General features: G+C 68.0%; 21 protein-coding genes. 16 read left to right on the top strand and 5 right to left on the bottom strand.

Features of this window, described 5'->3' with window-relative positions:
- The first annotated feature begins 16 nt into the window (after positions 1–16).
- From WS89_RS25990 to WS89_RS25965, 6 genes are all read left to right on the top strand, one after another.
- A complete protein-coding gene (locus WS89_RS25990; protein WP_059794462.1) occupies positions 17–1,033 on the top strand; it encodes an aldo/keto reductase in 1,017 nt (338 codons plus the stop codon).
- Positions 1,030–1,905: an amidohydrolase family protein gene (locus tag WS89_RS25985; RefSeq protein WP_059506235.1), complete on the top strand. Its 876-nt coding sequence runs from the start codon at positions 1,030–1,032 to the stop codon at positions 1,903–1,905. The genes WS89_RS25990 and WS89_RS25985 overlap by 4 nt, the downstream gene beginning before the upstream one ends.
- Before the next feature lie 22 nt (positions 1,906–1,927).
- Positions 1,928–2,938 carry a zinc-binding alcohol dehydrogenase family protein gene (locus WS89_RS25980; RefSeq protein ID WP_059794459.1) on the top strand — a complete coding sequence of 337 codons (1,011 nt, stop codon included), beginning with the start codon at positions 1,928–1,930 and terminating at the stop codon, positions 2,936–2,938.
- 31 nt (positions 2,939–2,969) lie between these two features.
- Positions 2,970–4,148 carry a D-mannonate oxidoreductase gene (locus WS89_RS25975; protein WP_059794456.1) on the top strand — a complete coding sequence of 393 codons (1,179 nt, stop codon included), beginning with the start codon at positions 2,970–2,972 and terminating at the stop codon, positions 4,146–4,148.
- Positions 4,145–5,668: a UxaA family hydrolase gene (locus WS89_RS25970; RefSeq protein ID WP_059794452.1), complete on the top strand. Its 1,524-nt coding sequence runs from the start codon at positions 4,145–4,147 to the stop codon at positions 5,666–5,668. The genes WS89_RS25975 and WS89_RS25970 overlap by 4 nt, the downstream gene beginning before the upstream one ends.
- Before the next feature lie 67 nt (positions 5,669–5,735).
- The gene (locus WS89_RS25965; protein WP_257128228.1) at positions 5,736–6,020 is read left to right on the top strand and encodes a hypothetical protein; all 285 of its coding nucleotides are present in this window, start codon (positions 5,736–5,738) and stop codon (positions 6,018–6,020) included.
- On the opposite strand, the gene WS89_RS25960 is transcribed toward WS89_RS25965, so the two are convergent.
- Complete coding sequence (locus WS89_RS25960) at positions 6,001–7,962, bottom strand: phosphatase PAP2 family protein (RefSeq protein WP_059506226.1); 1,962 nt, start codon at positions 7,960–7,962, stop codon at positions 6,001–6,003. The two genes, WS89_RS25965 and WS89_RS25960, sit on opposite strands and share 20 nt — an antisense overlap.
- Before the next feature lie 187 nt (positions 7,963–8,149).
- Positions 8,150–9,736 (bottom strand): methyl-accepting chemotaxis protein, encoded by a 1,587-nt coding sequence (locus tag WS89_RS25955; protein WP_059794447.1) that lies wholly within the window; start codon positions 9,734–9,736, stop codon positions 8,150–8,152.
- Between the two features lie 251 nt (positions 9,737–9,987).
- Between WS89_RS25955 and WS89_RS25950 the strand changes: the two genes are divergently transcribed.
- Positions 9,988–11,805 (top strand): methyl-accepting chemotaxis protein, encoded by a 1,818-nt coding sequence (locus WS89_RS25950; protein ID WP_059794445.1) that lies wholly within the window; start codon positions 9,988–9,990, stop codon positions 11,803–11,805.
- Between the two features lie 40 nt (positions 11,806–11,845).
- Here the strand turns inward: WS89_RS25950 and WS89_RS25945 are convergent, their stop codons facing one another.
- Positions 11,846–12,790, bottom strand: a complete 945-nt coding sequence (locus WS89_RS25945) for a LysR family transcriptional regulator (RefSeq protein WP_059794443.1) — start codon at positions 12,788–12,790, stop codon at positions 11,846–11,848.
- Positions 12,791–13,064: 274 nt separating this feature from the next.
- Between WS89_RS25945 and WS89_RS25940 the strand changes: the two genes are divergently transcribed.
- The 9 genes from WS89_RS25940 (at position 13,065) to WS89_RS25900 (ending at position 21,743) form a co-directional block, all read left to right on the top strand.
- Positions 13,065–14,396: a cation:dicarboxylate symporter family transporter gene (locus WS89_RS25940; protein WP_059794440.1), complete on the top strand. Its 1,332-nt coding sequence runs from the start codon at positions 13,065–13,067 to the stop codon at positions 14,394–14,396.
- Positions 14,397–14,419: 23 nt separating this feature from the next.
- Entirely contained in the window at positions 14,420–14,980 is a 561-nt protein-coding gene (locus WS89_RS25935; protein WP_040129930.1) for a carboxymuconolactone decarboxylase family protein, read from the top strand.
- Positions 14,981–14,993: 13 nt separating this feature from the next.
- Positions 14,994–15,821, top strand: coding sequence for an SDR family NAD(P)-dependent oxidoreductase (locus tag WS89_RS25930; protein WP_059794438.1), 828 nt, complete (start codon positions 14,994–14,996; stop codon positions 15,819–15,821).
- Positions 15,821–16,654: an amidohydrolase family protein gene (locus tag WS89_RS25925; protein WP_059794434.1), complete on the top strand. Its 834-nt coding sequence runs from the start codon at positions 15,821–15,823 to the stop codon at positions 16,652–16,654. The genes WS89_RS25930 and WS89_RS25925 overlap by 1 nt, the downstream gene beginning before the upstream one ends.
- A gap of 78 nt (positions 16,655–16,732) precedes the next feature.
- Positions 16,733–17,518, top strand: coding sequence for a substrate-binding domain-containing protein (locus WS89_RS25920; RefSeq protein WP_059794431.1), 786 nt, complete (start codon positions 16,733–16,735; stop codon positions 17,516–17,518).
- 32 nt (positions 17,519–17,550) lie between these two features.
- Positions 17,551–18,441 (top strand): alpha/beta fold hydrolase, encoded by an 891-nt coding sequence (locus tag WS89_RS25915; RefSeq protein ID WP_082741973.1) that lies wholly within the window; start codon positions 17,551–17,553, stop codon positions 18,439–18,441.
- Positions 18,442–18,503: 62 nt separating this feature from the next.
- Complete coding sequence (locus tag WS89_RS25910) at positions 18,504–19,397, top strand: alpha/beta fold hydrolase (RefSeq protein WP_306454019.1); 894 nt, start codon at positions 18,504–18,506, stop codon at positions 19,395–19,397.
- A 173-nt stretch (positions 19,398–19,570) separates the two neighbouring features.
- Positions 19,571–20,386: an amidohydrolase family protein gene (locus tag WS89_RS25905; RefSeq protein WP_257128227.1), complete on the top strand. Its 816-nt coding sequence runs from the start codon at positions 19,571–19,573 to the stop codon at positions 20,384–20,386.
- Between the two features lie 4 nt (positions 20,387–20,390).
- Positions 20,391–21,743: an MFS transporter gene (locus tag WS89_RS25900; RefSeq protein ID WP_059794425.1), complete on the top strand. Its 1,353-nt coding sequence runs from the start codon at positions 20,391–20,393 to the stop codon at positions 21,741–21,743.
- 87 nt (positions 21,744–21,830) lie between these two features.
- On the opposite strand, the gene WS89_RS25895 is transcribed toward WS89_RS25900, so the two are convergent.
- Together WS89_RS25895 and WS89_RS25890 are read right to left on the bottom strand one after the other, a co-directional pair.
- Positions 21,831–23,012 carry a fumarylacetoacetate hydrolase family protein gene (locus WS89_RS25895; protein ID WP_059794422.1) on the bottom strand — a complete coding sequence of 394 codons (1,182 nt, stop codon included), beginning with the start codon at positions 23,010–23,012 and terminating at the stop codon, positions 21,831–21,833.
- 32 nt (positions 23,013–23,044) lie between these two features.
- The gene (locus WS89_RS25890; protein ID WP_059794419.1) at positions 23,045–24,826 is read right to left on the bottom strand and encodes an IlvD/Edd family dehydratase; all 1,782 of its coding nucleotides are present in this window, start codon (positions 24,824–24,826) and stop codon (positions 23,045–23,047) included.
- Between the last annotated feature and the right edge of the window lie 43 nt (positions 24,827–24,869).

Below are 24,869 nucleotides of genomic sequence, written 5' to 3'. Positions count from 1 at the left end.
TATCGAGTCGCGACTCATGAACGCAAACGACACGCACAGCTTGCCGCGCAGCGGGATGACGATGTCGGCCCTCGGTCTCGGCTGCTCGCAGCTGGGTGGCCTTTATCGCCCGATGTCGGCCGTCGATGCCGCTGCGCTCGTCGACGCCGCGTGGGCGGCCGGCCTGTGCTATTTCGATACCGCGCCGTTTTACGGCTACACGCTGTCCGAGCGGCGCGTGGGGGCGGCGCTCGCCTCGCGCGAGCGCGGCGCCTTCACGCTCAGCACGAAGGTCGGGCGGCTGATGCGCGCCGACGCGAGCGTGCGGCCGGGCGACGACGGCTGGGCCGAGCCGCTGCCGTTCCGGCCGGTCTACGACTACAGCTACGACGGGATCATGCGCTCGCACGACGACAGCCGGCAACGGCTCGGGCTTGCGCGAATCGACATGCTGTACGTGCACGACATCGGCGCGATGACGCACGGCGATCGTCACGCGCACTATTGGGAACAGTTGACTCGCGGCGGCGGGTTTCGCGCGCTGGAGGCGCTGCGCTCGGGCGGCGAGATCGGCGGGTTCGGTCTCGGCGTGAACGAATGGGAGGTCGCAGCCGATGCGCTGAACGAAGCGGCGCTCGACGCCGTGCTGCTGGCCGGCCGCTACACGCTGCTCGAACAGACGGCGCTTGAACCGCTGCTCGACGCGTGCGCCCGTGAAGGGACGGGCATCGTGATCGGCGGCGTGTTCAACTCCGGCCTGCTCGCCGGCAACGGCAAGTTCAACTATGCGGACGCGAGCGCCGACGTGATCGACAAGGCCACGCGGCTCGGCACGCTGTGCAGCCGCTTCGACGTGCCGCTTCCCGCCGCTGCGTTGCAGTTTCCGTTCGGCCATCCGGCCGTCGTGTCGTGCGTGGTCGGCGCGCGCAGCGTGGCCCAGTTGAAGCAGAACATCGCATGGTTCGAGCGCCCCGCACCGGCCGAACTATGGGATGCGCTGCGCGACGAAGGCCTCATCGCTGCGCACGCACCGGCTCCGGGAGCATGCGCATGACCGTTCGCATCGACGCCCATCAGCACTACTGGCGAATCGGCGCGCGAGCCGGCTGCTGGCCGCCGGCCGAACTCGACGCGATTCACCGGGATTTCGGCCCCGCCGATCTGGCGCCGCTGCTCGATGCCGCGCGCATCGACACCACCGTCCTCGTGCAATCGCTGCCGAGCGAAGCCGACACGCGCTTTCTGCTCGATCTCGCGGCCGCCACGCCGAGCGTCGGCGCCGTGGTCGGCTGGGTCGACATGAAGGCCGACGACGCGCCGGCGCGGATCGCCGCGTTCGCCTCCGCGCCGAAGGCGCGCGGCTTGCGACCGATGCTGCAGGATCTGCCCGACGACGCGTGGATCGACGATCCGCAACTGGATCGCGCGGTCGCCGCGATGCTCGAGCATCGGCTCGGTTTCGATGCGCTGGTGATGCCGCGCCATCTCGATGCGCTGCATGCATTCGCGCGACGCCATCCGGATCTGCCGATCGTGATCGACCACGGCGCGAAGCCTTTCATCGAGCGCGGCGTGCTGCAGCCGTGGCTGTCGGCGATGCGCAGGCTCGCGAGCCTGCCGAACCTGCATTGCAAGCTGTCCGGCCTGTGGACGGAGGCCGGGCCGTCGGCCGGCCCGGATGCCGTGCGCGCGCGCACGCGGCCGTATGTCGATGCGCTGGCCGAGCTGTTCGGGCCGACGCGCCTGATGTGGGGCAGCGACTGGCCGGTGTTGCGGCTGGCGTCGGCGTGCGGCGGCTACGGCGAATGGCTGGCTGCATGCGAGGACGACTGCGCGCGGCTGCTCGGCTCCGCTGCGCTGGCCGACCTCTTCGGCGGCAACGCGCGCCGCTTTTACCGGATCGACACAGCACGCCACGACGAATGAACCATAACGAAAGGAACCCGACATGCTCAGCGTGATTTGCGAATCCCCCGGCGTGCTGCGCGTACAGCAGCGCGAGCTGCCCGTGCGCGGCAGCGGCGAAGTGCTGTTGCGCGTGCAGCGCGTCGGCATCTGCGGCACCGATCTGCACATCTTCACCGGCAACCAGCCGTATCTCGACTATCCGCGCGTGATGGGGCACGAGCTTTCCGCGGTCGTCGTGGAGGCGGAACCCGAGTCGGGGCTCGGCGCCGGCGACGCGGTGTACGTGATGCCGTATCTGTCATGCGGACACTGCGTCGCATGCCGTCACGGCAACACGAACTGCTGCGTGAACATCAAGGTGCTCGGCGTGCATCGCGACGGCGCGCTGGCCGAATACCTCAGCGTCCCTGCACAATTCGTCCACAAGGCCGACGGCATTTCGCTCGATCAGGCGGCGATGCTGGAATTTCTCGCGATCGGCGCGCATGCGGTGCGGCGCGCCGACGTCCGTGCCGGGCAGCGGGCGCTGGTCGTCGGCGCCGGGCCGATCGGCATGGCCGCGATGATTTTCGCGAAGCTGCGCGGCGCAGACGTCACGTGCCTCGACACGCGGGCCGACCGGCTGGCGTTTTGCCGTCAGCACCTGGCGGTCGATGCGGCGGTGGAGGTGGGGGCAGACGATGCGGCGCACCTCGCGTCGTTGACGAACGGCGAGTATTTCGATGCGGTATTCGACGCGACGGGCAACCTCGATGCGATGAATCGCGGCTTCGAATTCGTCGCGCACGGCGGCAAATACACGTTGATCTCGATCGTGCGCGGGCACGTCACGTTTTCGGATCCCGAATTCCACAAGCGGGAAACCACGCTGCTCGCGAGCCGCAATGCGACGGCCGAGGATTTCGCGACGGTGCTCGACGCGATGCGCGCGGGGCGCATTCCGGATCGCGCGCTGAACACGCACCGGATGCGGCTCGAAGAGGTGCCGGACGCGTTTCCGCGTCTGCTGGAAGCGGGGCAGACCGTCGTGAAGGCGCTCGTCGAATGCTGAGCGAACGAATCCGGCACGCGGAGCGCACGCGATGACGCCGCCGATCCTGCAGTTCGGCACGAGCCGCTTCCTGCTGGCGCACGTCGACCTGTTCGTGTCCCAGGCGCTGGACGACGGCAACGCGATGGGCGGCATCGGTATCGTGCAGACGACCGGCAATCCGGCCAGCCGCGCCCGCATCGACGCGCTGCGCGCCACCGGTCGCTATCCGGTGCGGATTCGCGGGCGCGACCGCGGCGGCATCGTCGACGAAGTCGTCGAATGCCGCGCCGTGCAGCGCGCGTGGGATGCCGAGCGCGACTGGGCGGAGATACGCCGTGCCGCGGTCGAGACGGTGCGCGTCATCGTGTCGAACACCGGCGACGCAGGCTATCGCGCCGATCCGCGCGACGCCGCGGACTTGCTGGACCGGCCGGAGCAAACCCCGCGCGGCTTTCCGGCAAAGCTGCTCGCGCTGCTGCATGCGCGCTGGCAGGTGCGGCCCGACGACGGCATCTCCGTCCTGCCTTGCGAATTGGTGACCAACAACGGCGACACGCTGCGCGACATCGTGCTGGACCTCGCGCGCCGGTGGCGGCTGCCCGACGCGTTCGCCGACTATCTGTGCAACCGCTGCGTGTGGGTCAACTCGCTCGTCGACCGCATCGTGTCCGAGCCGCTGCATCCGGTCGGCGCGATCGCGGAGCCCTATGCGCTGTGGGCGATCGAACGGCGTGCCGGCATGGCGCTGCCGTGCCGGCACGCGCAGATCGTCGTCACCGACGATTTGCGCAGCCACGAGCGCCTGAAGCTGTTCTTCCTCAATCTCGGGCACAGCTGGCTCGCGGAGCAGTGGCTCGCGGCGGGGCGCGACGCATCGGAAACCGTGCTGGACGCGATGCACGATGCGCGGCTGCGCGACGGCCTCGAGACGGTGTGGCGCGATGAGGTCGCGCCGGTATTCGTCGCGCTGGGCTTGCGCGAAACGGCGGAACGGTACGTCGACAGCGTGCGCGAGCGTTTTCTCAATCCGTTTCTCGCGCATCGCATCGCCGATATCGCGGTCAACCATCGCGAGAAGGTGGCGCGGCGGATCGAGCCGTTGCTCGCGCTCGCGGATTCGCTGACGCTGACGGCCGAACAACCCCGGTTGCGGCAACTCGTCGCCCGCCATGATCCGGCGGCCGGCGATCCGGCGGCCGGCGCAACGACAGGGAGACATGCATCGTGAAGCAACCGGCAATCGTGATCCTGCACGGCGACGACAACGTCGCCGTCGCACTCGACGCACTGGCGCCGGACGTGCCGATCGACGTGCGCGGCGCGCCGTTGCGGCCGGCGGCCGCGGTGCCGGCCGGCCACAAGATCGCCACGGCGCCGATCGCGCGCGGCGACGCGATCGTCAAATGCGGGCAGCCGATCGGCCTCGCGCTGCGAGACATCGACGCGGGCGAGCACGTGCACGTGCACAACGTCGGGATGCCCGAGCGACATGCGCATGACGACGCGCGTGCCGGCGACGCGCACGAGGTTCCGGCCGATCGCGCCGATACCTTCGACGGATTCGTGCGGCCCGACGGCAGCGTGGGAACCCGCAACTACGTCGGCGTGATCGCGAGCGTCAACTGTTCGGCGAGCGTCTGTCATGCGATCGCCGATGCATACCGGCACGGCGCGCTCGATGCGTTCGGTCATGTCGACGGCGTCGTCGCGATCACCCATCAGAGCGGCTGCGGCATGTCGGCAACCGGGGACGGCATCGAACTGCTGCGGCGCACGCTCGTCGGCTATGCACGGAACCCGAACTTCGCCGGCGTGTTGCTCGTCGGCCTCGGGTGCGAGGTCAACCAGGTCGGGGCGCTCGCGCAACGGCTCGATGCGGCCGCGCCGGGCACCGTGCGTACGCTGGTCATCCAGGACGAGGGCGGGGTGCGCGATACCGTGGCCCGCGGCGTGTCGATCGTGCGCGAATTGGTGGAGGCGGCCGACGGCGCGCGTCGCAGCGCGGTGCCGGCCTCGCGGCTGAAGGTCGGCCTGCAATGCGGCGGGTCGGACGGCTACTCGGGCATCACGGCGAACCCGGCGCTCGGCGTGGCCGTGGATCTGCTGGTCCGCAACGGCGGCACCGCGATTCTGTCCGAGACGCCCGAGATCTACGGCGCGGAGCATCTGCTGCTCGCGCGGGCGGCCTCGCGCGACGTGGCCGAGCGTCTGCGCGGCAGGTTGCAGTGGTGGGAGCGCTACGTCGCCGATCACGGCGGCGAAATGAACAACAATCCGTCGCCCGGCAATCTCGCCGGCGGCATCACGACGATTCTCGAGAAGTCGCTCGGCGCGGTGTCGAAGGGCGGGCGCTCGCCGCTGCGCGCGGTCTACGATTATGCGGAGCCGGTGAGGCAAGCCGGGCTCGTGTTCATGGATACGCCCGGTTACGACCCGGTGTCGGCCACCGGGCAGATCGCCGGCGGCGCGAATCTCGTGTGCTTCACGACGGGCCGGGGTTCGGTGTTCGGCTCGAAGCCGGTGCCGACGATCAAGATCGCGACGACGACCGGCCTGTTCGAGCGGATGCGATCGGACATGGATTTCGACAGCGGCGGGATCGTCGCCGGTTCGCTCACGGTCGACGAAGCGGGCGCGCGGCTGTTTCGGCTGATGCTCGACGTCGCCTCCGGACGACGCTCCCGCAGCGAGGACAACGGTATCGGCGAACGCGAGTTCGTGCCGTGGCTGCGCGGCGCGGTCATGTGACGCGAAAGGCGATGTGCGACCGCGTGCGCAATCGGACAGCGAAGGAGAAGCCGCGATGGAAACCCGCATGAGCGAGCCGGCGATCGGCGAAACCGGCCACGGCGGCTCGCTGTCGGAACTGGAGAAGGGATTGCTCGATGAGGCGCTGCGGCTGCTCGCCGAGACGCGCGCGCGTGCGCTGGAACTCTGTGTCGAGGTCAGCCGGCGGCAGGGCGCCGCCGCGCCGGATGTTCACGATTTCAACCTGCCGACGATCATCGAACTGCAACGGCGCTTCGGTACGCGGTCTTGCCCGTGGGCGGCGCCGTTGCAGGATCGATCTTCGCGGCCGGCTACGCCGCCGACAGCGTGATCGACACGCCCGTCGCGGTGTAGACCGGCGTGGCCTTGAAGCCGTCGACCGTCACCGTCGAGAACTTCGCGGCAGCCGCCGCGCCGTCGATCAGCGCGATGGTGTCGCCGGCCTTCGGCGCGTAGCCGTTCACGAACTTCACGTGCAGCGTGCCGCCCGCGATGGTGAGCGGGCCGCCCACGCGAAGCCGCCCGCCGCCGTTGCCGTCGATGTCGAGTTCGAGCGTCGCGTTGTCGAGCTGCGTGTAGCGCGCGGCGATCGTCACCGGCGCGGCGGCCGCGATGCGCACGCTGCCGCCCGGGCCGACGTACACGTCTCCTTTGCCGAACGCCGTCGTCGACGCGGCTGCCAGCGTGCCGCCGCTCACCTGCGTGCCGCCCGTGTAGCCGTTGTTGCCCGCCAGCGTCAGCGTGCCGCTGCCCTGCAGCGTCAGCTTGCCGGCGCCCGCGACGTCGTTGCGCCACAGGTCGGCGGCATTGAAGCCACCCTGCGACGCATCCATCGACACGATCACGTTGCCGTTGAACGCGCCGTAGCCGTCGGCCGCGGCGAACAGGTTCAGGCGGCCCCAGCCTTCCGCGTCGTCCATGACCGGATAGCCGGACGGCAGCTCGGTCGTTTTCAGCACGACGCGCCGCTGGTCGGCGCTCAGATACGGAAAACGCGTCTGCAGCAGAATCTCCGCGCCTTTCGGTACGACCGGCGGTGCGTTCGTCGATTCGAGCGCGCCGAAGCCGAACGTCATGCGGCGCAGGAACGCGGCGCGGTTCGCCGTGTAGTCGGCGAACCGGTCGGTGGCCGTCGTGCCGGAATGCGCGAATGCGGAGAACGTCGTGGCGCTCGTTCCCGTCAGCTGCTGCAGCGTCTGATGGGCTTGCGTGTAGGCGGCCTGCGCGTCGCCGGCGTACGCGGTCAGGTTCGCCGCGCTGACGGCCAGGGCGAGCATGCGGCCGCCGATCACGTCGAGCGGCGAATGCATGCCGGCCAGAATCCGGTTCTCGCCGAGCTCGAGGCCGCGGCTGACCATTTCCTGGAAGCGTTCCGGCACGAGCCACGCCATCGTCGTCGCATCGCGCACCGCCTCGGCCGTGTGGCCGCTGATGAAGCCGCCGTCGGTCGCGGGCGTCGCGCTTTCGGCCGGCACGAGCGTCGGCGCGACGATCACGCTCGTGCTCCAGCGGTACGGACGCGCGTATTTGAAGAAGCGCTTGGACGGTTCGGTCGACGCGTTGTTGCCCATTTCGTTGAGCAAGTCGACGACCTTGCCGAAGCTGGCGTTGCCGCCGCTGCTGCCGACGCCGACGTTGTTGCCGGCGTCGTTGTACAGCACGGTCGTCGCATCGGCGGGCACGCTGGTGATGCTGGTCGTCTGCTGGGCCGCGGTGCGCCACGCGGCGGTGAGCGGGCCCATGCCGTCGGTCACGCTGTATCCCTTGCCGCGCCGGTCGTCGTAGTACGCGGCATCGGCCTGTTGCGGCGTGCGCGCGGTCGTCGCGTCGATCACGTACTGCACGTTGGCCGACAGCACCGCATCGTTCAGGATCGTGCCGCACGGCACGCCGCTGTTCGGCAGCCCGGAGCAGGTTGACGGCGAGACGGCCGGAAACGCGCCGTTCGCCGGCGCGGACACGCCCGCGTCGACCAGCATCGTCGACGGTTGCCAGAGATCGAGGAAACGGCTCAACACGCGTACCGCGGCGTTGGTCGACAGCGTCGCATAGCGCGCATCGCCGCGCTGGTTGGTCGCGACGTTGTCGACGAAAGCGGGCGCGCTCGGGATCGGCGCGCTGTCGACGAAGCCGGGGTCGGCGGGCGGCGCGGGCACGGCCGCGGCGATCGTGCCGGTCGACGCGACGTCGTCGCCGCCGCCGCAGGCAGCCAGTACGATCGCACTCGACAATGCCGCGACGTGCAGCGGGAAACGGCTTCGTGACGCAAACATGCAAGACTCCATCCTGATGGTCGAAGAGGGAGGATTGTGGTGAGCGATCGTTACGCGGCCGTTACGGAATTGTTTCGCGTCGTCGTCGATACGCGACATTCCCACTATCTGGTTAATTTCCGCTACTTAACATGACGGGTGCGCGAACGCGTGCACCCGTCACCGATACGGGGCGGCGGACGCCGGCCTACGCGCCGGTCGCACGCGCGTCGAGCCGGAACAGCGATACGGCCTCGGCAAGCCGGCTGCCCTGTTCCTCGAGCGACTTCGATGCGGCGGCGGCCTGCTCGACGAGTGCCGCATTCTGCTGCGTGACTTCGTCCATTTGCGTGATGGCCAGATTGACCTGCTCGATGCCGCGGCTCTGCTCGCTCGATGCCGCGGCGATCTCGCCCATGATGTCGGTCACGCGCGAGATCGCATGCGTGACCTCGCTCATCGTCTCGCCCGCATTGTTCGCGATATGCGAGCCGTCCTGGATTTTGCGAACCGATTGCGAGATCAGCTCGCGAATCTCCTTCGCGGCGCTCGACGAACGCTGCGCAAGACTCCTGACTTCGCTGGCCACCACCGCGAAGCCGCGACCCTGCTCGCCGGCGCGGGCGGCCTCCACGGCTGCGTTGAGCGCGAGAATGTTGGTCTGGAACGCGATGCCTTCGATGATGCCGGTGATCTCGGCGATCTTGGTGGAGCTCGTGCTGATGTCCGTCATCGTGTCGACCATCAGGCCGACCGCCGCACTGCCGCGCTGGGCGACCTCCGATGCGTTGTTGGCCAGGCCGCTCGCCTGCTGCGCATTGTCGGCGTTCAGGCGCACGGTGGATGTCAGCTGCTCCATGCTCGACGCGGTTTCCTGCAACGATGCGGCCTGCTGCTCGGTGCGGGAGGACAGGTCCTGGTTGCCGGACGCGATTTCGCCGGCGCCTGTCGCGACGTTGCCCGATGCGGTACGGACTTCCGAGATCAGGAGAATCAGGTTCGCCTGCATGTCGCGCATGGAAGCCAGGACGCTGCCGGGCGGCGCGGCGCCGGTCGTGGATTCGGCGCCGAGGTTGCCGGCGGCGATATGGCCGGCGATCTCGCTGAGCGCGGCAGGCTCCGTGCCCAGCGCGCGCAGCAGGCCGCGGGTGATGAAGACGCCCGAGATGGCCGCCGCGGCCGCCGCCGCGATGCAGATGGCGATCAGCATCAGTCGTCGCGAGGTATAGCGGTCGTTCGATTCCGTCACCAGTTGGGCGGCCCGCAAGTGCGCGTACGTCGCATATGCGTCGGTGGCCGCGACGAGTTGGGCCAGCAGCGGGCGGCACTGTTCGTTGATCATCGCGATCGCCTGATCGCGCCGGTTGTTGGCCGCCGCTTCGACGATGGCGCGCGCCACGGGGCCGTACTGCGCCTCGACCGCCACGATTTGCCGAACCAGTTCGCGCGATTTGTCGGACGCGCCGCTTCCCTCGCGAACCGCGTTCGTCAGCTCGCCCAGCAGCGCACCGACGTCGCGGTCGGCCTGCAGTGCCGCTTCCTTCTCGACGTCCGCATCGCGCGCCCCGGTCGCCAGGACCTGGTTGCGGGCGGCGATCGCGCGCCGGTCGACCGCGACGCGAACCTTGTCCGCCAGCGTGGCGCGGGCGTTGGTGCCGTTGACGTAATGCTCGAATGCCGCGTTCGCGTTGCCGAGCGACACGATGCCGAGGAGGGAGACGAGCACAACCGTGCACGTCAGCAGTCCGAAGGCGATGATCAGCTTCGTGCGAACCGTTAACCGTCGATCGTTCATGGGGAAATTCCAGTCGTGAGTATCAAATAGCTTTCCTTATTATCGGAATGGTGAATGAACAATTTAGGACCGCCGCCCGCGCAATCGTTTGCGCGTGACCGACCAGCGAAAAAATTCGGGCTTCGCGCCGCACGCATCACGCCTTCGTTCCGGCATCGCTCAACTTCCCGCCCCCGGTGCCGTTAAATGGATCAGGATCGGCCTGTTCACCGATCCAGTTCAATTACGCGGTAACGGAGACCCAAGTCATCATGCTGTCATCAATTCGCGCCCGGATACTGGCGACGTGCGTCGCCATCGTAGTGACGGCGCTGGCCGTAACCGGGGGGCTCGTCTATTACGTCGTCAAGACCCACAACGACGAGGCCATCGACCAGAATCACAAGTCGATCCTCGCCGGCCACGCACTCGCGATCGACGAATGGGTGGCGAGCCGGGCGCGCGAAACCCAGGCGCTCGCGGACACGATCGCGATCGGCGAGGGCGATCCGGTGCCGGCGTTGAAGCTGCTCGGCAAGTCGGGCGGCTTCGAGGTGCTGACGCTCGGCCTGCCGGACAAGACGGCGTTCTCGAACGTGCCGCTCGCACCCGGCTATGATCCGACCGCCCGGCCCTGGTACAAGCAGGCCGTCGGCGCGGGCCGTCTGGTCGTGACGGCGCTTTACCGCGATGCGACGAGCGGCAAGCCGGCCGTGGCGTTCGCGGTGCCCGTGGTGCGCGACGGCGCGGTGAAGGGCGTGCTGGCAGCCAGCCTGTTCATGGAGAACGTGAGCTCGATCGTGACTTCCGTTCACCCGACCCCGGCGAGCTTCGCGTTTCTGGTCGACAAGAGCGGGCGCGTGATCGCGTCGGCCAGGACCGACCTGATCATGAAGCCGGCCACTGGTCTCTCGCCGGAACTCGATGCCGATCGCCTCGGTGCACTGCAGACGGCGTCCGCGCCCGTCGCGGTCGACATCGACGGCGCCGCCAAGCTGATGCGCGCGCAACCGATCGTCGGCACCGACTGGTCGCTGGTGCTCGCGCTCGACAAGGGCGACGTGACGGCCGGCATGCGGGCGGTCGCGACGACGACGCTGCTGGCGATCGTGATCGTCGCCGTCGTCGCGGCCGCGCTCGTCGGCGCGATGACGAACGCGGCCTTCAAGCGCATCCTGATGGTGCGCGATGCGCTCACGGACGTATCGAGCGGCAGCGGCGACCTGACGAAGCGCCTGCCCGCCGACGGCGCGGACGAAGCCGCGCAGATCGCGCGAGCGTTCAACGCCTTCGCCGAGAAGATCAGTGCGATTCTGCTGCAGATCCGCGAGTTCAGCACGTCCGTCAACCTCGCAAGCGCCGAGATCGCGCAGGGCAACCAGGATCTGTCGGCCCGCACCGAACACGCGGCGTCGAGCTTGCAGGAAACGGCCGCCGCGCTCGAGGAGATCGCGGGCACGGCCCGCAATTCGGCCGATGCGGCGAGCCAGGTGAACCGTCTGGCGGAATCGGCGTCGGATGTCGCGCTGCGCGGTGGCACGGTCGTGCGCGAGGTCGTCTCGACGATGAACGACATCACGCAGGCATCGGGAGAGATCGCCAACATCGTCGGCGTGATCGACGGCATCGCATTCCAGACCAACATTCTCGCGTTGAACGCCGCCGTCGAGGCGGCACGTGCGAACGAGCATGGCCGCGGCTTCGCGGTCGTCGCCGGCGAGGTGCGTGCGCTCGCGCAGCGCAGCGCGCAGGCCGCGCGGGAAATCAAGCAACTGATCCATGCGTCGGTCGAGAAGATCGAGGGCGGCTCCGGGCTCGTCCAGACGGCCGGCGCGACGATGGACGAAATCGTCGACGGCGTGCGCAACATCACGAGCGTGATCGCCGAAATCAGCGTCGCCGCGAAGGAGCAGAGCACGGGGCTCGAGCAGGTGAATCAGGCGGTGTCGCAGCTCGACGATACGACGCAGCAGAACGCGGCGCTCGTCGAGCAATCGGCGGCTGCCGCGACGTCGCTCCGCGAGCAGGCGGCCCGGCTCGCGCAGACGGTCGGCGAGTTCAAGCTCGCGGAGCGCACCGTGCCGGCGTGACGGTCCGGTCGACGAGGCCGGCCCAATCGTCCCGGGCGGGCTATTCGCCCGCGCCGCCGGCGAGCCACACGACCTGGTCGCTCCAGGTCTGGTCGCGCGTGAAGCTGAACAGTTTGTCCTTGAGCAGACGAATCCACGCGTCGACGAGCCGTGACGGACGATTCTCGCGCAGCGTGCTGATCGATACCGTCGAGCGGATCGCCGGGCGCTCGATCGCGATCGCCTTCAGCTCGCCGCGCGCCAGTTCTTCCTGGATCGCGACATACGTGAGCAGCGAATAGCCGACGCCCGCGCGCACGAGCTGCTTGGTCAGCGCGACGCTGTCGATTTCGAACTCGATGCGCAAACGCACACCGTGCTGAACGGCGGCCTGGTCGATCAGCCGCCGGTTGCTGTGCGGCAGCCCGGGCAGGATCAGCGGCACGTTGGCGAGATCGCGAATCTGCATGTTCCGGGTCGCCAGCACCGAATCGGGCGGTGCGACGAGGATCAGCGGCTCGCTGAAGAGCGGCACGATGTCGAACGCCTCGAGCGGCGGCTGGTTGTAGACCACCGCGAGGTCGACGCGCCGGTCGAGCACCCATTCCTGAAGCGAATTGCTGAGCCCTTCGCGGACATGCAGCGACACGCCGGGCCACCGCGCATGGAAATCGCGAACGAGATCGGTGCCGATCAGCCTGCCGATCGTCGGCGGCAGCCCGACCGCGAGATAGCCGCGCTCGGCATCCGCCGATGCACGCACCTGATCCGCGGTTTCGCTGACCATTCGCGTAATCATCTCCGCATGCTCGAGGAGCCGCGAGCCGGCGGCGGTCAGGCGAACGCCGCGCCCGTAGCGCGTCAGCAGCGCGACGCCGATCTCCTCCTCGAGCTTGGCGATTTGCCGGCTCAGCGCGGGTTGCGCGATATACAGCTCCGCCGCCGCGCGGCTGAAGCTGCCCGCGCGGGCCACGTGTATGAAACTGCGCAGTTCTCGAATGTCCATGTCGATCCGAAGCTATGCCGTTACGGCATAGAAATACATGTCCATAAGGTCTTTGTCAAAGAGTCTGCTCGGATCTATGCTGGCAACACATAGCAAACCAATCCAATAACGCCTTCGGAGACATCATGAACCCAGCTCATCCCGCCAGTCCGCCGCCCGTTCGCGTCGGCATCGCCGTGTCCAGCCGCCGCCGCGTCGCGCCGTCCATCTGAGCCGTCGCCGCCGGCTTTCGTTCGACCGGAACGTCACATCCACGGTATAAAAAGGATTACTGATGAAGAGCTTGAGGAAGCTGCACGTCCAGGTATTGATCGGCCTGGCCTGCGCAATCGTGCTGGGGCTGCTCGCACCGAACACCGCGATCGCGATGAAGCCGTTCGGGCAGGGATTCATCGCGCTGTTGAAGATGATGCTCGCGCCGATCATCTTCTGCACGCTGGTGCAGGGCATGGCCCACGTGAAGGACCTCAGGATGCTGGGTCGAATGGGCGTGAAATCGCTCGTCTACTTCGAAGTGGTCAGCACGGTCGCGATGGTGCTGGGCTTCGTGATGGTCAACGTGTTCCCGCCGGGAGCGGGCCTCCATGCCGCCAACATCGCCGAGAGCGCCGAAGCGCTCAAGACGACGTCGCACGCCGGCGAGATCTCCGTCGTCACGTATTTGCTGAGCCTCATTCCGCATACGCTCGTCGATGCGTTCGCGAAAGGCGACATCGTGCAGGTGCTGATCATATCGATCCTGGCCGGGCTCGCGCTGAACGTATCGGTCGGCGCCGATTCGGTGCTGCTGCGCGGCATCGACGAGGCGCAGAAGGTGCTGTTCCGGATGCTCGCGTTCATCATGCGCCTCGCGCCGCTCGGTGCGTTCGGCGCGATGGCGGCCGCGGTCGGCAGTTACGGCGGCGTGACGCTGCTGTACCTGCTCAAGGTCATCGTTCTCTACTACGCGACGTCCGCGATCTTCGTGTTCGGCGTGCTCGGCGCGATCAGCTGGTCGATCGGCCTGCCGTTCGCCGGGATCATGCGGCTGATTCGCGACGAGCTTCTGCTGACGCTCGGTACGGCCTCGAGCGAAGTGGTGTTTCCGCGCCTCGTCGAAAAGATGAAGCGCGCCGGCTGCGACGAGGTCGTGGTCGGGTTCGTGCTGCCGGCCGGCTACAGCTTCAATCTCGATGGCACGGCCATCTACATGGCGATCGCGATCGGCTTCATCGCACAGGCGACCGATACGCCGTTCTCGCTCTGGCAGCAGCTCGGCCTGCTCGCGATTCTGAGCCTGACGTCCAAGGGCGGCACGACGGTTGCCGGCGGCGCATTCGTCAAGCTGGCCGCCACGCTGCAGTCGGTCCGCTCGTTGCCGCTCGCCGGGCTCGGCCTGCTGTTCGGCATCGACCGGATCATGGCGACCGCGACCGCACTCGTGAACGTGGTCGGCAACACGATGGCGGTATTTGCGATCGCCCGCTGGGAAGGGTTGTTCGACGCGGCTGCGTTCAACCGCGAAACCGGGCGCACGGCACGACGTTCGATGCTGCGCTCGCGCACCGCGGCCGCCCAGGCCGAGGCGCGGACCGAACGGTCCGGTGCGGCCGCCGAAGCCAACTGAATTCTGTCGAGGTGATTTCATACATGGAACGCATTTCCCCGCTCGCGCCCGAGCAATTGTCCGACGAGCAGCGCCAGGTGTACGACGCCATCGCCAGCGGCCCCCGCAAGGGCGTGCGCGGCCCGCTCGCCGTCTGGCTGCATCGTCCGAGGCTTGCCGCCTGTGCACAGGCGCTCGGTCAGTACTGCCGGTATGACAGCAGCGTGCCGCCGCGGCTCTCCGAGCTGGTCATCCTGTCGATGGGGCGCCACTGGCTGGCCGAGTACGAATGGGCCGCACACAAGCCGTTCGCGCTGGAGGCCGGGCTCTCGATCGACGTGATCGATGCGATTCGCGACGGCGTCGAGCCGCCGTTCGTCCGCGACGACGAAAGGCTCGTCCATGCATTCGTCAAGCAACTGCATGAACGGCATGAAATCGACGACGCGCTGTATGCGGCGCTCGTCGACACGCTCGGCGAAGGCGCGGTCGTGGATCTCGTCGGCATTGCCGGCTACTACACGCTCATCTCGATGACGATCAAGGTTTTCAACGTGCCGCCGCCGGCCGGCGTGGCACCCGAACTTCCCGCAACACACGGTTGAATACGCACACATCATGAACGACACATCCATCACGGAAGCAGGCGCAGGCCGCCTGCAAGGCAAGGTCGCGATCGTTACCGGCGCCGGCTGCGTCGGGCCCGGCTGGGGTAACGGCCGCGCGGTGGCCGCATTGTTTGCCGCCGCCGGCGCAAAGATCTTCGCGGTCGACATCAACATGGACGCGATGGCCGAGACAGTCCGTCGCGTGACCGAGCTTGGCGGAGAGATCATCGCGCACACGTGCGACGTCACGGACAGCGCGGCCGTCGCGGCCATGGTCGATGCGTGCCGCGAAACTTACGGGCGCGTGGACATCCTCGTCAACAACGTCGGTGGCTCGGCGGCGGGCGGCCCAGTTGCGTTGTCCGAGGAGGCGTGGGACAAGCAGGTCGCGTTCAACCTGAAGAGCGTGTACCTGACCTGCAAGCACGTGCTGCCGATCATGGAGCAGCAGGGGGCCGGCGCGATCGTCAACACGGCGTCGACCTCGGGCATCCGCTGGACCGGCTCCGCGCAGGTCGCGTACGCCGCGTGCAAGGCCGGCGTGATCCAGTTGTCGAAGGTGGTGGCCGTCGAATACGCGAAGAAGGGCATCCGCGTCAACACGGTCGTGCCGGGCCAGCTGCATACGCCGATGGTCGAGGCGCGCCTCGCCGGGCAACGCTCCGGCGGCGACGTCGACAAGCTGCTGGAGAGCCGGCTCGCGCGCATTCCGCTCGGCTTCATGGGCGACGGACGCGACACGGCGAACGCCGCGCTGTTCCTGGCTTCCGACGAAGCGCGCTTCATCACGGGGACGGAAATCGTCGTCGACGGCGGCATGACGGCACGGTGCGACTGATGGCGCAAATTCCGCAAGGCGGCCAGGCCCGCAGCGTGTGGGATTGTCATACGCACATCTACGGACCGTGGGAACAGTTTCCAGTGCCGGCCGACGCGGCCTATCGACCGGAGCCGGCACCGATGTCGAGTTTGCTTGCGCTGCACGAACGACTCGGCGTCACGCATGGCGTGATCGTCCAGGCCGCGTGCTATCGGCACGATCACGCCGCCTTGCTTGCCGCGATCGCCGCGACCGGCGGCGCCTACCGCGGTGTCGCGCTCGTCGACGATACGACGGACGACGGCACGCTGCGCGAGCTGCACGCAGGCGGCGTACGCGGCATCCGGTTCAACTTCATGGGGCACCTGCCCGGCGAACGCGACACGGACAAGCTGTTGCGCACCGCCGAGCGGGTCGCGGCGCTCGGCTGGCACGTGCTGCTGCACGGGCGGCTCGCCGAATTGCTGCCGGTGCTCGACAAGTGGGCCGGCGCCGACATTCCGATGGTGATCGATCACATGGCGCGCCCGTCGTTGCACACGCCATGGACCGACGCCGAACGCGACGCGTTGATCGTCCATCTGGGCAATCCGCATCGCTGGATCAAGCTGTCCGGCGTGGATCGATTCGCGGGCGATGCACGTGCGTGGCCGGATGCGCGGCCGCTCGCGCGCCGATTGCTCGATGCCGCGCCCGACCGCGCGATCTGGGGAACGGACTGGCCGCATCCGAACATCGAAGGCGCGGCCCCGGACGACTTCGCGCTGCTGACTTTTGTCCGCGGTGTGTGCAGCGACGACGCGCTCGCTCATGCCGTGCTGGCCGACAACCCGCTGCGGCTCTACGGCTAAGCCGAAGCATCAGCCGAATGCCCTGCGGCGAATGAACACAAAACAGATTCGACCTGCAGTGAACCTCAAGGAGGAGACATGAAAGAGAAATCGGGCTGGCGCGCCTGGCTGGGCGCCACGGTATGGATGACGCTGTGCGCGGCGTCGCCGGGCGCGCATGCCGACGACGTTCGCGTCCTGGCGACCGGCGCGCTGCACGGCGCGTTCGACCAACTGGTGCCGATGTTCGAAAAATCGTCGGGCCATCGTCTCGACATTGCCTGGGGGCCGTCGTACGGCACCTCTGCCGAGGCTTTGCCGATGCGCCTGCGCAACGGCGAGAAGGTCGACATCTGCTTCATGATCAAGCCGGCGCTTCAGCAAGAGATCGATGCCGGCCGTTTCGACCGCGCCACGCTGTCGGACGTCGCCGCGAGCGGGATCGGCGTCGCGGTGCGCAAGGGCATCGCGGTGCCGGACGTCGGTACGGACGACGCGCTGCGTCGCGCGTTGCTGGCGGCCCGATCCGTTGCCTTCTCCGAAGGGGCGAGCGGCACCTACATCGTCGACACGCTGTTCAAGCGGCTCGGCATCGCCGAACAGATGAAATCGAAGAGCGTACTCATTCGCGGCAAGGAACTGGTCGGCACCGCACTCGCGCGCGGCGACGCCGAGCTCGGGCTGCAGCAGATCAGCGAGTTGAAGGTGACACCGGGCATCGACTTCGCGGGGCCGCTGCCTGCCGACGTGCAGAAGACGAGCGTGATCTCGTCGGCCATTGCCGTGAATGCGCGAGCCGTCGATGCGTCGCGCGCATTCGCCACTTTCCTGAAATCGGCGCCGGCCGTGGCCGTGCTGCAGAAAACCGGCCTCGATCCGCTTTGATACGACGGGCGGTATCGACCCATGAGGAGACGATGAAAGCAAACCGGATTCTGACGCGGCTGGTGCTCGCCGCCGCACTGGCAACAACGGTTGCCGGCTGCTCCACGCCGGATGCCGGCACGAACACGGTTCAACGCACGCTGGTGTCGAAGGGCGACGTCCGGATCGAAACGCTTGCACAAGGGCGCGGGCCGGTGATCGTGATCCTGCCGTCGCTCGCACGGGGCGCGGAAGATTACGACGAAGTCGCGCGCCTGCTCGCGGACGAAGGCTTCCGTGTGTTGCGGCCGCAACCGCGAGGCATCGGCCGAAGCACGGGGCCGATGCGCGACCTCGATCTGCATGCGTTCGCATCGGATGTCGCGCTCGTGCTCGACCACGAGCACACGGGGCCCGTCGTGATCGTCGGGCATGCATGGGGCAGCCAGCCTGCCCGCATGCTCGCGGTCGATCGCCCCGATCTCGTGCGCGGCCTCGTGATGGCGGCGGCCTCGGCGGGCAAGTTGCCGCCGGGATCGACCGAGAAGCCGTATGGCCGGCTGCGCGAAGCGATCGATGGTGCGGGCGACCCGCGGTTACCGGAGGCGCAGCGGCTGACGTACCTGCGGCAGGCGTTTTTCGCACCGGGGCACGATCCGCATGCATGGCTGACGGGCTGGTATCCGGAAGTCCACACGGCGCAGGCACATGCGCGCAACGTCACGCCGATCGATGCGTATTTCGGTGGCGGGACGGTACCGATGCTGGATCTGCAGGCGCAGTACGACGCCGTGGTCGTGCCGAACGTGTTCAAGCCGTGGCTGGGCGAGCGTGTGACCGTGCAGGTCGTCGCCGATGCCGGCCACGCGATGGCGCCCGAGCAGCCGCGCGCGATGAGCGATGCGATCGCGGCCTTTGCGCGCAAGGTCTACGGCACGAATTGATCGGCAGCGGTATGCGCCGAAAGAAGTGAATGGGTTCGTCAAACAATCAGGAGACGCGAAACATGATGAAGAGTTCGAAGTGCGGCATCGTCGCCGCATGCGTATTGTGGTGGGCGGCGTCCGCCTTTGCATCGTCCGATGCGGCCGCGGTCGACCGGGAAATCGTCCGGCACGGCGATGTGCAGATCGAGGTGATGCGCCAGGGGCAGGGTCCGCTGATCGTGATCCTGCCGTCGCTCGGCCGCTCGGGCCGGGATTACGACGCGGTCGCCGCGCGGCTCGTGGCCGACGGTTTTCGCGTGCTGCGCCCGGAGCCGCGCGGCATCGGGCAGAGCAAGGGGCCGATGGACAACCTGTCGGTTCACGATTTCGCGGCGGACGTCGCGACGGTGATCGAGAACGAACATAGCGGCCCGGCGATCGTCGTCGGCCACGCGTGGGGGAACTTCCCCGCGCGCATGCTGGCCGTCGACCGGCCCGATCTCGTGCGCGGCGTCGTGCTCGCGGCCGCGTCCGCCGGCAAGGTGCCGCCCGGCTCGACGGAGAAGCCGATCAGCGCGGAAATCCGGCAGGCGATCGACGGCGCGGGCGACCTGTCGCTGCCGGAAGCGAAGCGGATCGAATACCTGAAGAAGGCATTCTTCGCGCCCGGCAACGATCCGCGCGTCTGGCTGGACGGCTGGCATCACGCCACGCACGAAGCCGAATCGCATGCGCGCGAGACGACGCCGGTCGATGCATATTTCGCGGCCGGCACCGCGCCGATCCTCGATCTGCAGGCCGAACACGATGCCGTGGCGCCGCGGCGGTTCTCGAACGTGCTGAAGTCGATGCTCGGCGACCGCGTGACGATCGTGAGGATTCCGGATGCCGGTCATGCGCTTGCACCCGAGCAACCGGCCGCCATGGCCGACGCCATCGCGGCGTTTGCACGGAAGATCGCGAGCACGCAGTGAGCGTTCGTCGACGGTGGTTCGATCGAGCCGCCGGTTCGCTGTCGTTCGCCGGGCATGGATCGCACGGGCACAAGGAAACTATCGACATGACCATGACTTCTCCGCATGCCTCCGGGCACTCACGCAAATTTTCTCCGCCGCCGTTGGCCGAACCGCGTCGACCGGCCCTGCGCTTGCCGGCCAACAGCTGCGACGCGCATTGCCATGTATTCGGACCGTTCGACCGGTATCCGTTGCCCGACGATCGCAGCTTCGATCCGTCCGCTGCACCCGAGGCCAGATTGCGGCAGCTGCACGAGCGCCTCGGCTTCTCGCGCGCCGTGATCGTGCAGAGCCAGGGGCACGGGTTCGATCATCGCGCGATGCTCGATGCGTTGCGCGATGGAGCCGGCCGCTACAAGGGCGTCGCACTCGTTCGGCCCGACGACCCGGACGCGGTCCTCGCGGAGTACGACGCAAACGGAGTGTGCGGCGCACGGTTCAACTTCCTCGCGCATCTCGGCGGCCGGCCCGATCTCGATGCGGTCAGGACGGTCGCCGCGCGTATCCGGCCGCTCGGCTGGCATCTGGCGATTCACGTGTCCGGGCGGGACATCGTCGAATTTTCCTCGTTCATCCGCTCGCTCGACATGCCGGTGGTCATCGATCACATGGCGCGGGTCGACATCGACGAAGGGGCGGACAGCCCGTCGGTGCGTGCGCTGTGTGCGTTGCTCGATACGGGAAACGTATGGGTCAAGCTGTCGGGTGCAGACCGGATGTCGAAAGCCGGTGCGCCGTTCGAGGATACGCTGCCAGTCGCCCGCCGCCTTGCCGAACACGCACCCGAGCGCGTGCTGTGGGGCAGCGACTGGCCGCACGTCAACCTCGGCCATCCGATGCCGGACGACGGCGACCTCGTCGATCTGATCGCGCGGATCGTGCCGGACGACACGCGCCGCACCCGGATGCTGGTCGACAATCCCGCCCACTTCTTCGGATTCAGGTGAGCCCATGGCATCGACGCTCTCCGTTGCGCACGACCAGCCGGACGTGACGAACGACGCCGCGCTTCAGCGCGCGTTGCGCAAGAATCTGGTGCGCCTCGTCCCGCTGCTGGCGATCGGCTACTTCTTCAATTACATCGACCGGACCAACATCGGCTTCGCGGCGCTGACGATGAACCGCGATCTCGGCCTGACCGGCAGCCAGTTCGGCATGGCGGCCGGGCTGTTCTTCGTCGGGTACTGCGTGCTCGAGGTGCCGAGCAATCTCGCGCTCTACCGGTTCGGCGCGCGGCGCTGGCTGGCCCGCATCATGATCAGCTGGGGGCTGCTGTCCGCCGCGTGCGCGTTCATCCAGGGGCCGACCAGCTTCTATGTGCTGCGCGTGCTGACCGGTGCGGCGGAAGCGGGTTTCTTTCCAGGCGTGCTGTTCTATCTGTCGTGCTGGTTCCCGAAAGCGTGGCGCGTACGGGTACTGGCTTGGTTTCTGGTGGCGATCCCGCTGTCGTCGGTGGTCGGCGGCGTGCTGGCCGCGTTCATCATGCAGTTGGACGGCACCGGCGGGCTCAAGGGCTGGCAATGGCTGTTCGTCGTCGAAGGGTTGCCTGCGTGTCTGCTCGGCCTGCTGACCCTGTGGCTCCTGCGTGACCGACCCGAACAAGCCGAATGGCTGACGCGGGAGGAGGCCGCTGCGCTGGCCGACGTTCTTGCCCGCGAATCGGCCGAGTTGCCGAAAAGGAACTTCGCTGCCGTGTTTCGCGACGTGCGGGTCTGGATCATGGTCGGCATTCTGTTCTGCTACTGGATCGGCATCAACGGTATCGCGATCTGGCTGCCGCTGATGCTCAAGGGGCACGGACTGTCGACGTTTGCGGTCGGGCTGCTGTCGGGCGTACCGTACCTCGTCGCTGCCGTCGTCATGATCGCGTGGGCGCGGCTGATGGAGCGTCACGGGCGGCACCTGCTGCATCTGGCGCTCGCATGCGTCGTGTCGGCGGCGGGCTTGATATTCGCGGTCGCGTTTTCGTCGCTGCTGCCCGCGCTCGTCGGCATGGTGTTCGCGGTGATCGGGCTGAGTGCGGCCCGACCGGCGTTTTACAGCCTGCCGTCACGGTATCTGACCGGTGTGGCGGCGGCAGGCGGCATGGCGTTCATCAATTCGATGGGCAGCCTTGGCGGCTACGTCGGCCCGTGGATGGTCGGCGTGCTGAAGGACGCGACGCATTCGTATGCACCGGGCATGCTGGCGATGTCGGTATCGCTTGCGCTGGCCGCGCTGTTGACGTGGGGGCTGGCGGTTTATACGCGGCACGATGCGTCGGAGCAGGCGAGCGGCACATCGAGCGGATTCGATCGCACGTGACATTGCGCGATTGCTTCACGGACCGACCGTCGACCGGGCTGCCACCGCGCAATGCGCGGCGCGGTTCGCACGCCCCGTCTGCCGCCTTCACGCAGCAAGCAGCCCGCGCGCGGCCAGATTCGCATACAGCGCGCGCACGCCGAAGGTCCACGGCGCGATCTCCGTGCAAAGCCGCACGGTGTTGACGAGTGCGCCGAGCGCGGGCGTGGAGATGGTGACGCGATCGCCGAGGTGATGCGTGAATCCGCCGCCCGGCGCGTCGCGATCCTGGATCGGCGAGAACATCGTGCCGAGGAACAGCATGAAGCCGTCCGGATACTGGTGATGCGCGCCGCAGGTCTGCGCGACGAGGTCCGCCGGGTCGCGGCTGATCTCGCGCATGTGGCTGATGCCGTCGAGGACGAAGCCGTCGTCCGCGCCTTCGACACGCAGCGACACGCTGCATTCCCGCACGCTGTCGAGCGTGAAGCCGTCGTCGAACAGCCGCACGAACGGGCCGATCGCGCACGAGCCGTTGTTGTCCTTGCATTTGCCGAGCAGCAGCGCCGAACGGCCTTCGACGTCGCGCAGGTTCACGTCGTTGCCGAGCGTCGCGCCCACCGGCCGGCCGTCGCTGGCGACCGCCAGCACGATTTCCGGCTCCGGGTTGTTCCATGCCGACACGGGCAGCAGCCCCACGTCCGCGCCGAAGCCGACCGCGGACATCGGCTGCGACTTGGAGAACACCTCGGCATCCGGGCCGATGCCCACTTCCATGTATTGCGACCACGCGCCGCGGCGCTCGAGTTCCGCCTTCAGGCGCAGCGCGGCTTCCGAGCCCGGCACGATCTTCGACAGATCGGTGCCGATGGTCGAGGCGATGGTGTCGCGTACCTCGGCCGCTTTGGCAGGATCGCCGCCGGCCTGTTCCTCGATCACGCGCTCGATCAGGCTGACCGCAAAGGTGACGCCGCACGCCTTGATGGCCTGCACGTCGCACGGCGCGAGCAGGTGCGTGGCGCCGGGTGTGCCGTCCAGCGCCGCCTGCAACAGCGGCTCGACGCGGCCGAGCGATTCGCCGGACGCGGTGCGTGCGATGGCGAGCGCATCGCGGCGGTCGAACAGGTCCGCGGTGGTCGGCACGGTGCGCGTGATGTCGAACACTTCGCCGCCGCGCACGGCGACGACGCTCGGGCCCGCGTGGGCGCCGTCGTGCCGCCAGACGCGGCCGATCAGCAGCGCGTGGGCGAGGTCGTGCGGCAGGCAGTCGGAAACGGAAGGAGTACGCATGGTCAGCTCGGCAAGAGTCGGGGGCGGTGGAGTCAGTGCGAATGGCGCGGGTTGCCGCGCTGCTCGATGACCTTCAGGTACAGCGTGGCCGGTTCGAGGCAGCCGCCGGTGGACAACTGGCCGACGAACCGGCGATAGAGTTCCTGCCACGGCGTTTGCGCCTGCGGCACGGTGAAGCTTGCGGTCTCGCGACGGCGCGCGAGTTCGTCCTCGTCGACGAGCACGTCGACGCTGCGGCGATTCAGGTCCACGCGCACGCGGTCGTTCGTGCGCAGCAGCGCGAGGCCGCCGCCCACCGCGGCTTCCGGCGACATGTTCAGGATCGACGGGCTGGCCGACGTGCCGCTCTGGCGTCCGTCGCCCATGCACGGCAACGACGTGACGCCGCGTTTCACCAGCTCGGCGGGCGGCGCCATGTTCACGACTTCCGAACTGCCCGGGTAGCCGACCGTGCCGCAGCCGCGGATCACGAGGATGCAGCGCTCGTCGATGTTCAGCGCGGGATCGTCGATGCGCGCGTGGTAGTCCTCGGGGCCGTCGAACACGATCGCGCGCGCCTCGAACGTATTCTCCGCGCCCGGTTCGGCAAGGTAGGTCCGGCGGAACGCGTCGCCCACCACCGACATCTTCATGATCGCGCTGTCGAAGAAATTGCCCGACAGCACCATGAAGCCGGCGCCATGCTTGAGCGGTGCGTCGGGCGTACGGATCACGTCGCGGTCGGCGTCCTGCGCGGTGTCGGCGATCTCGCCGATCGCGCGGCCCGATACGGTCAGGCAGTCGCGCCGCAGCAGCCCCGCCGCATCGAGTTGGCGCAGCACGGCCGGCACCCCGCCGGCGCGGTGGAAGCTCTCCCCGAGGTATTCGCCGGCCGGCATGCAGTTCACGAGCAGCGGCACGGCTTCACCGAAGCGCTGCCAGTCGTCCAGGCTCAGCTCGACGCCCATGTGGCGTGCGATGGCGATCAGATGCGGCGGGCAGTTGGTCGACGCGCCGAGCGCCGACGCGACGACAATCGCATTCTCGAACGCCGCGCGCGTCATGATCTTCGACGGGCGCAGGTCTTCGCGAACGAGTTCGACCGCGCGCTTGCCGGTGGCGTAAGCCATCTGGCCGCGCTCGCGATAGGCGGCGGGAATGCTCGCGCAACCGGGCAGCGACATGCCCAGCGCCTCGGCCAGACTGTTCATCGACAGCGCGGTGCCCATGGTATTGCAGTGGCCGATCGACGGCGACGAAGCCGTGGTCAGCTGCATGAAGCCTTCGTAGTCGATCTCGCCCGCGGCGAGCAGGTTGCGCGCATGCCAGATCACCGTGCCGGAGCCGACCCGCTTGCCCTCGTGCCAGCCGTCGAGCATCGGGCCGCCCGACAGCACGATCGCGGGCATGTCGACGGTCGCGGCCGCCATCAGGCAGGCCGGCGTGGTCTTGTCGCAGCCGGTCGTCAGCACCACGCCGTCCAGCGGAAAACCGTGCAGCACTTCCACCAGCCCGAGGTAGGCGAGATTGCGATCGAGCGCGGCCGTGGGCCGGCGGCTCTGCTCGGCCAGCGGGTGCACGGGGAACTCCATCGGAATGCCGCCCGCGTCGCGAATGCCGGCCTTGGTGCGTTCGGCCAGCTCGATGTGATGGCGGTTGCACGGCGCGAGATCGCTGCCCGTCTGCGCGATGCCGATGACAGGGCGGCCCGACTGCAGTTCCTCGCGCGTCAACCCGTAGTTCATGAAGCGCTCGACATAGAGCGCGGTCATGTCGGCGTGCGCGGGATCGTCGAACCATTCCTGGCTGCGCAAGCGGCGAGGGATTTGTGACATGGCAGGCTGTCTCCTAAGGGGCCTTTCTCATTTTGCGTGCCGG

The sequence above is a fragment of the Burkholderia sp. MSMB1072 genome (assembly GCF_001524725.1).
Lineage (GTDB): Bacteria > Pseudomonadota > Gammaproteobacteria > Burkholderiales > Burkholderiaceae > Burkholderia.
The sequence above is the reverse complement of the archived record's forward strand: the minus strand, read 5'-3'. Positions and strand labels throughout refer to the sequence as shown.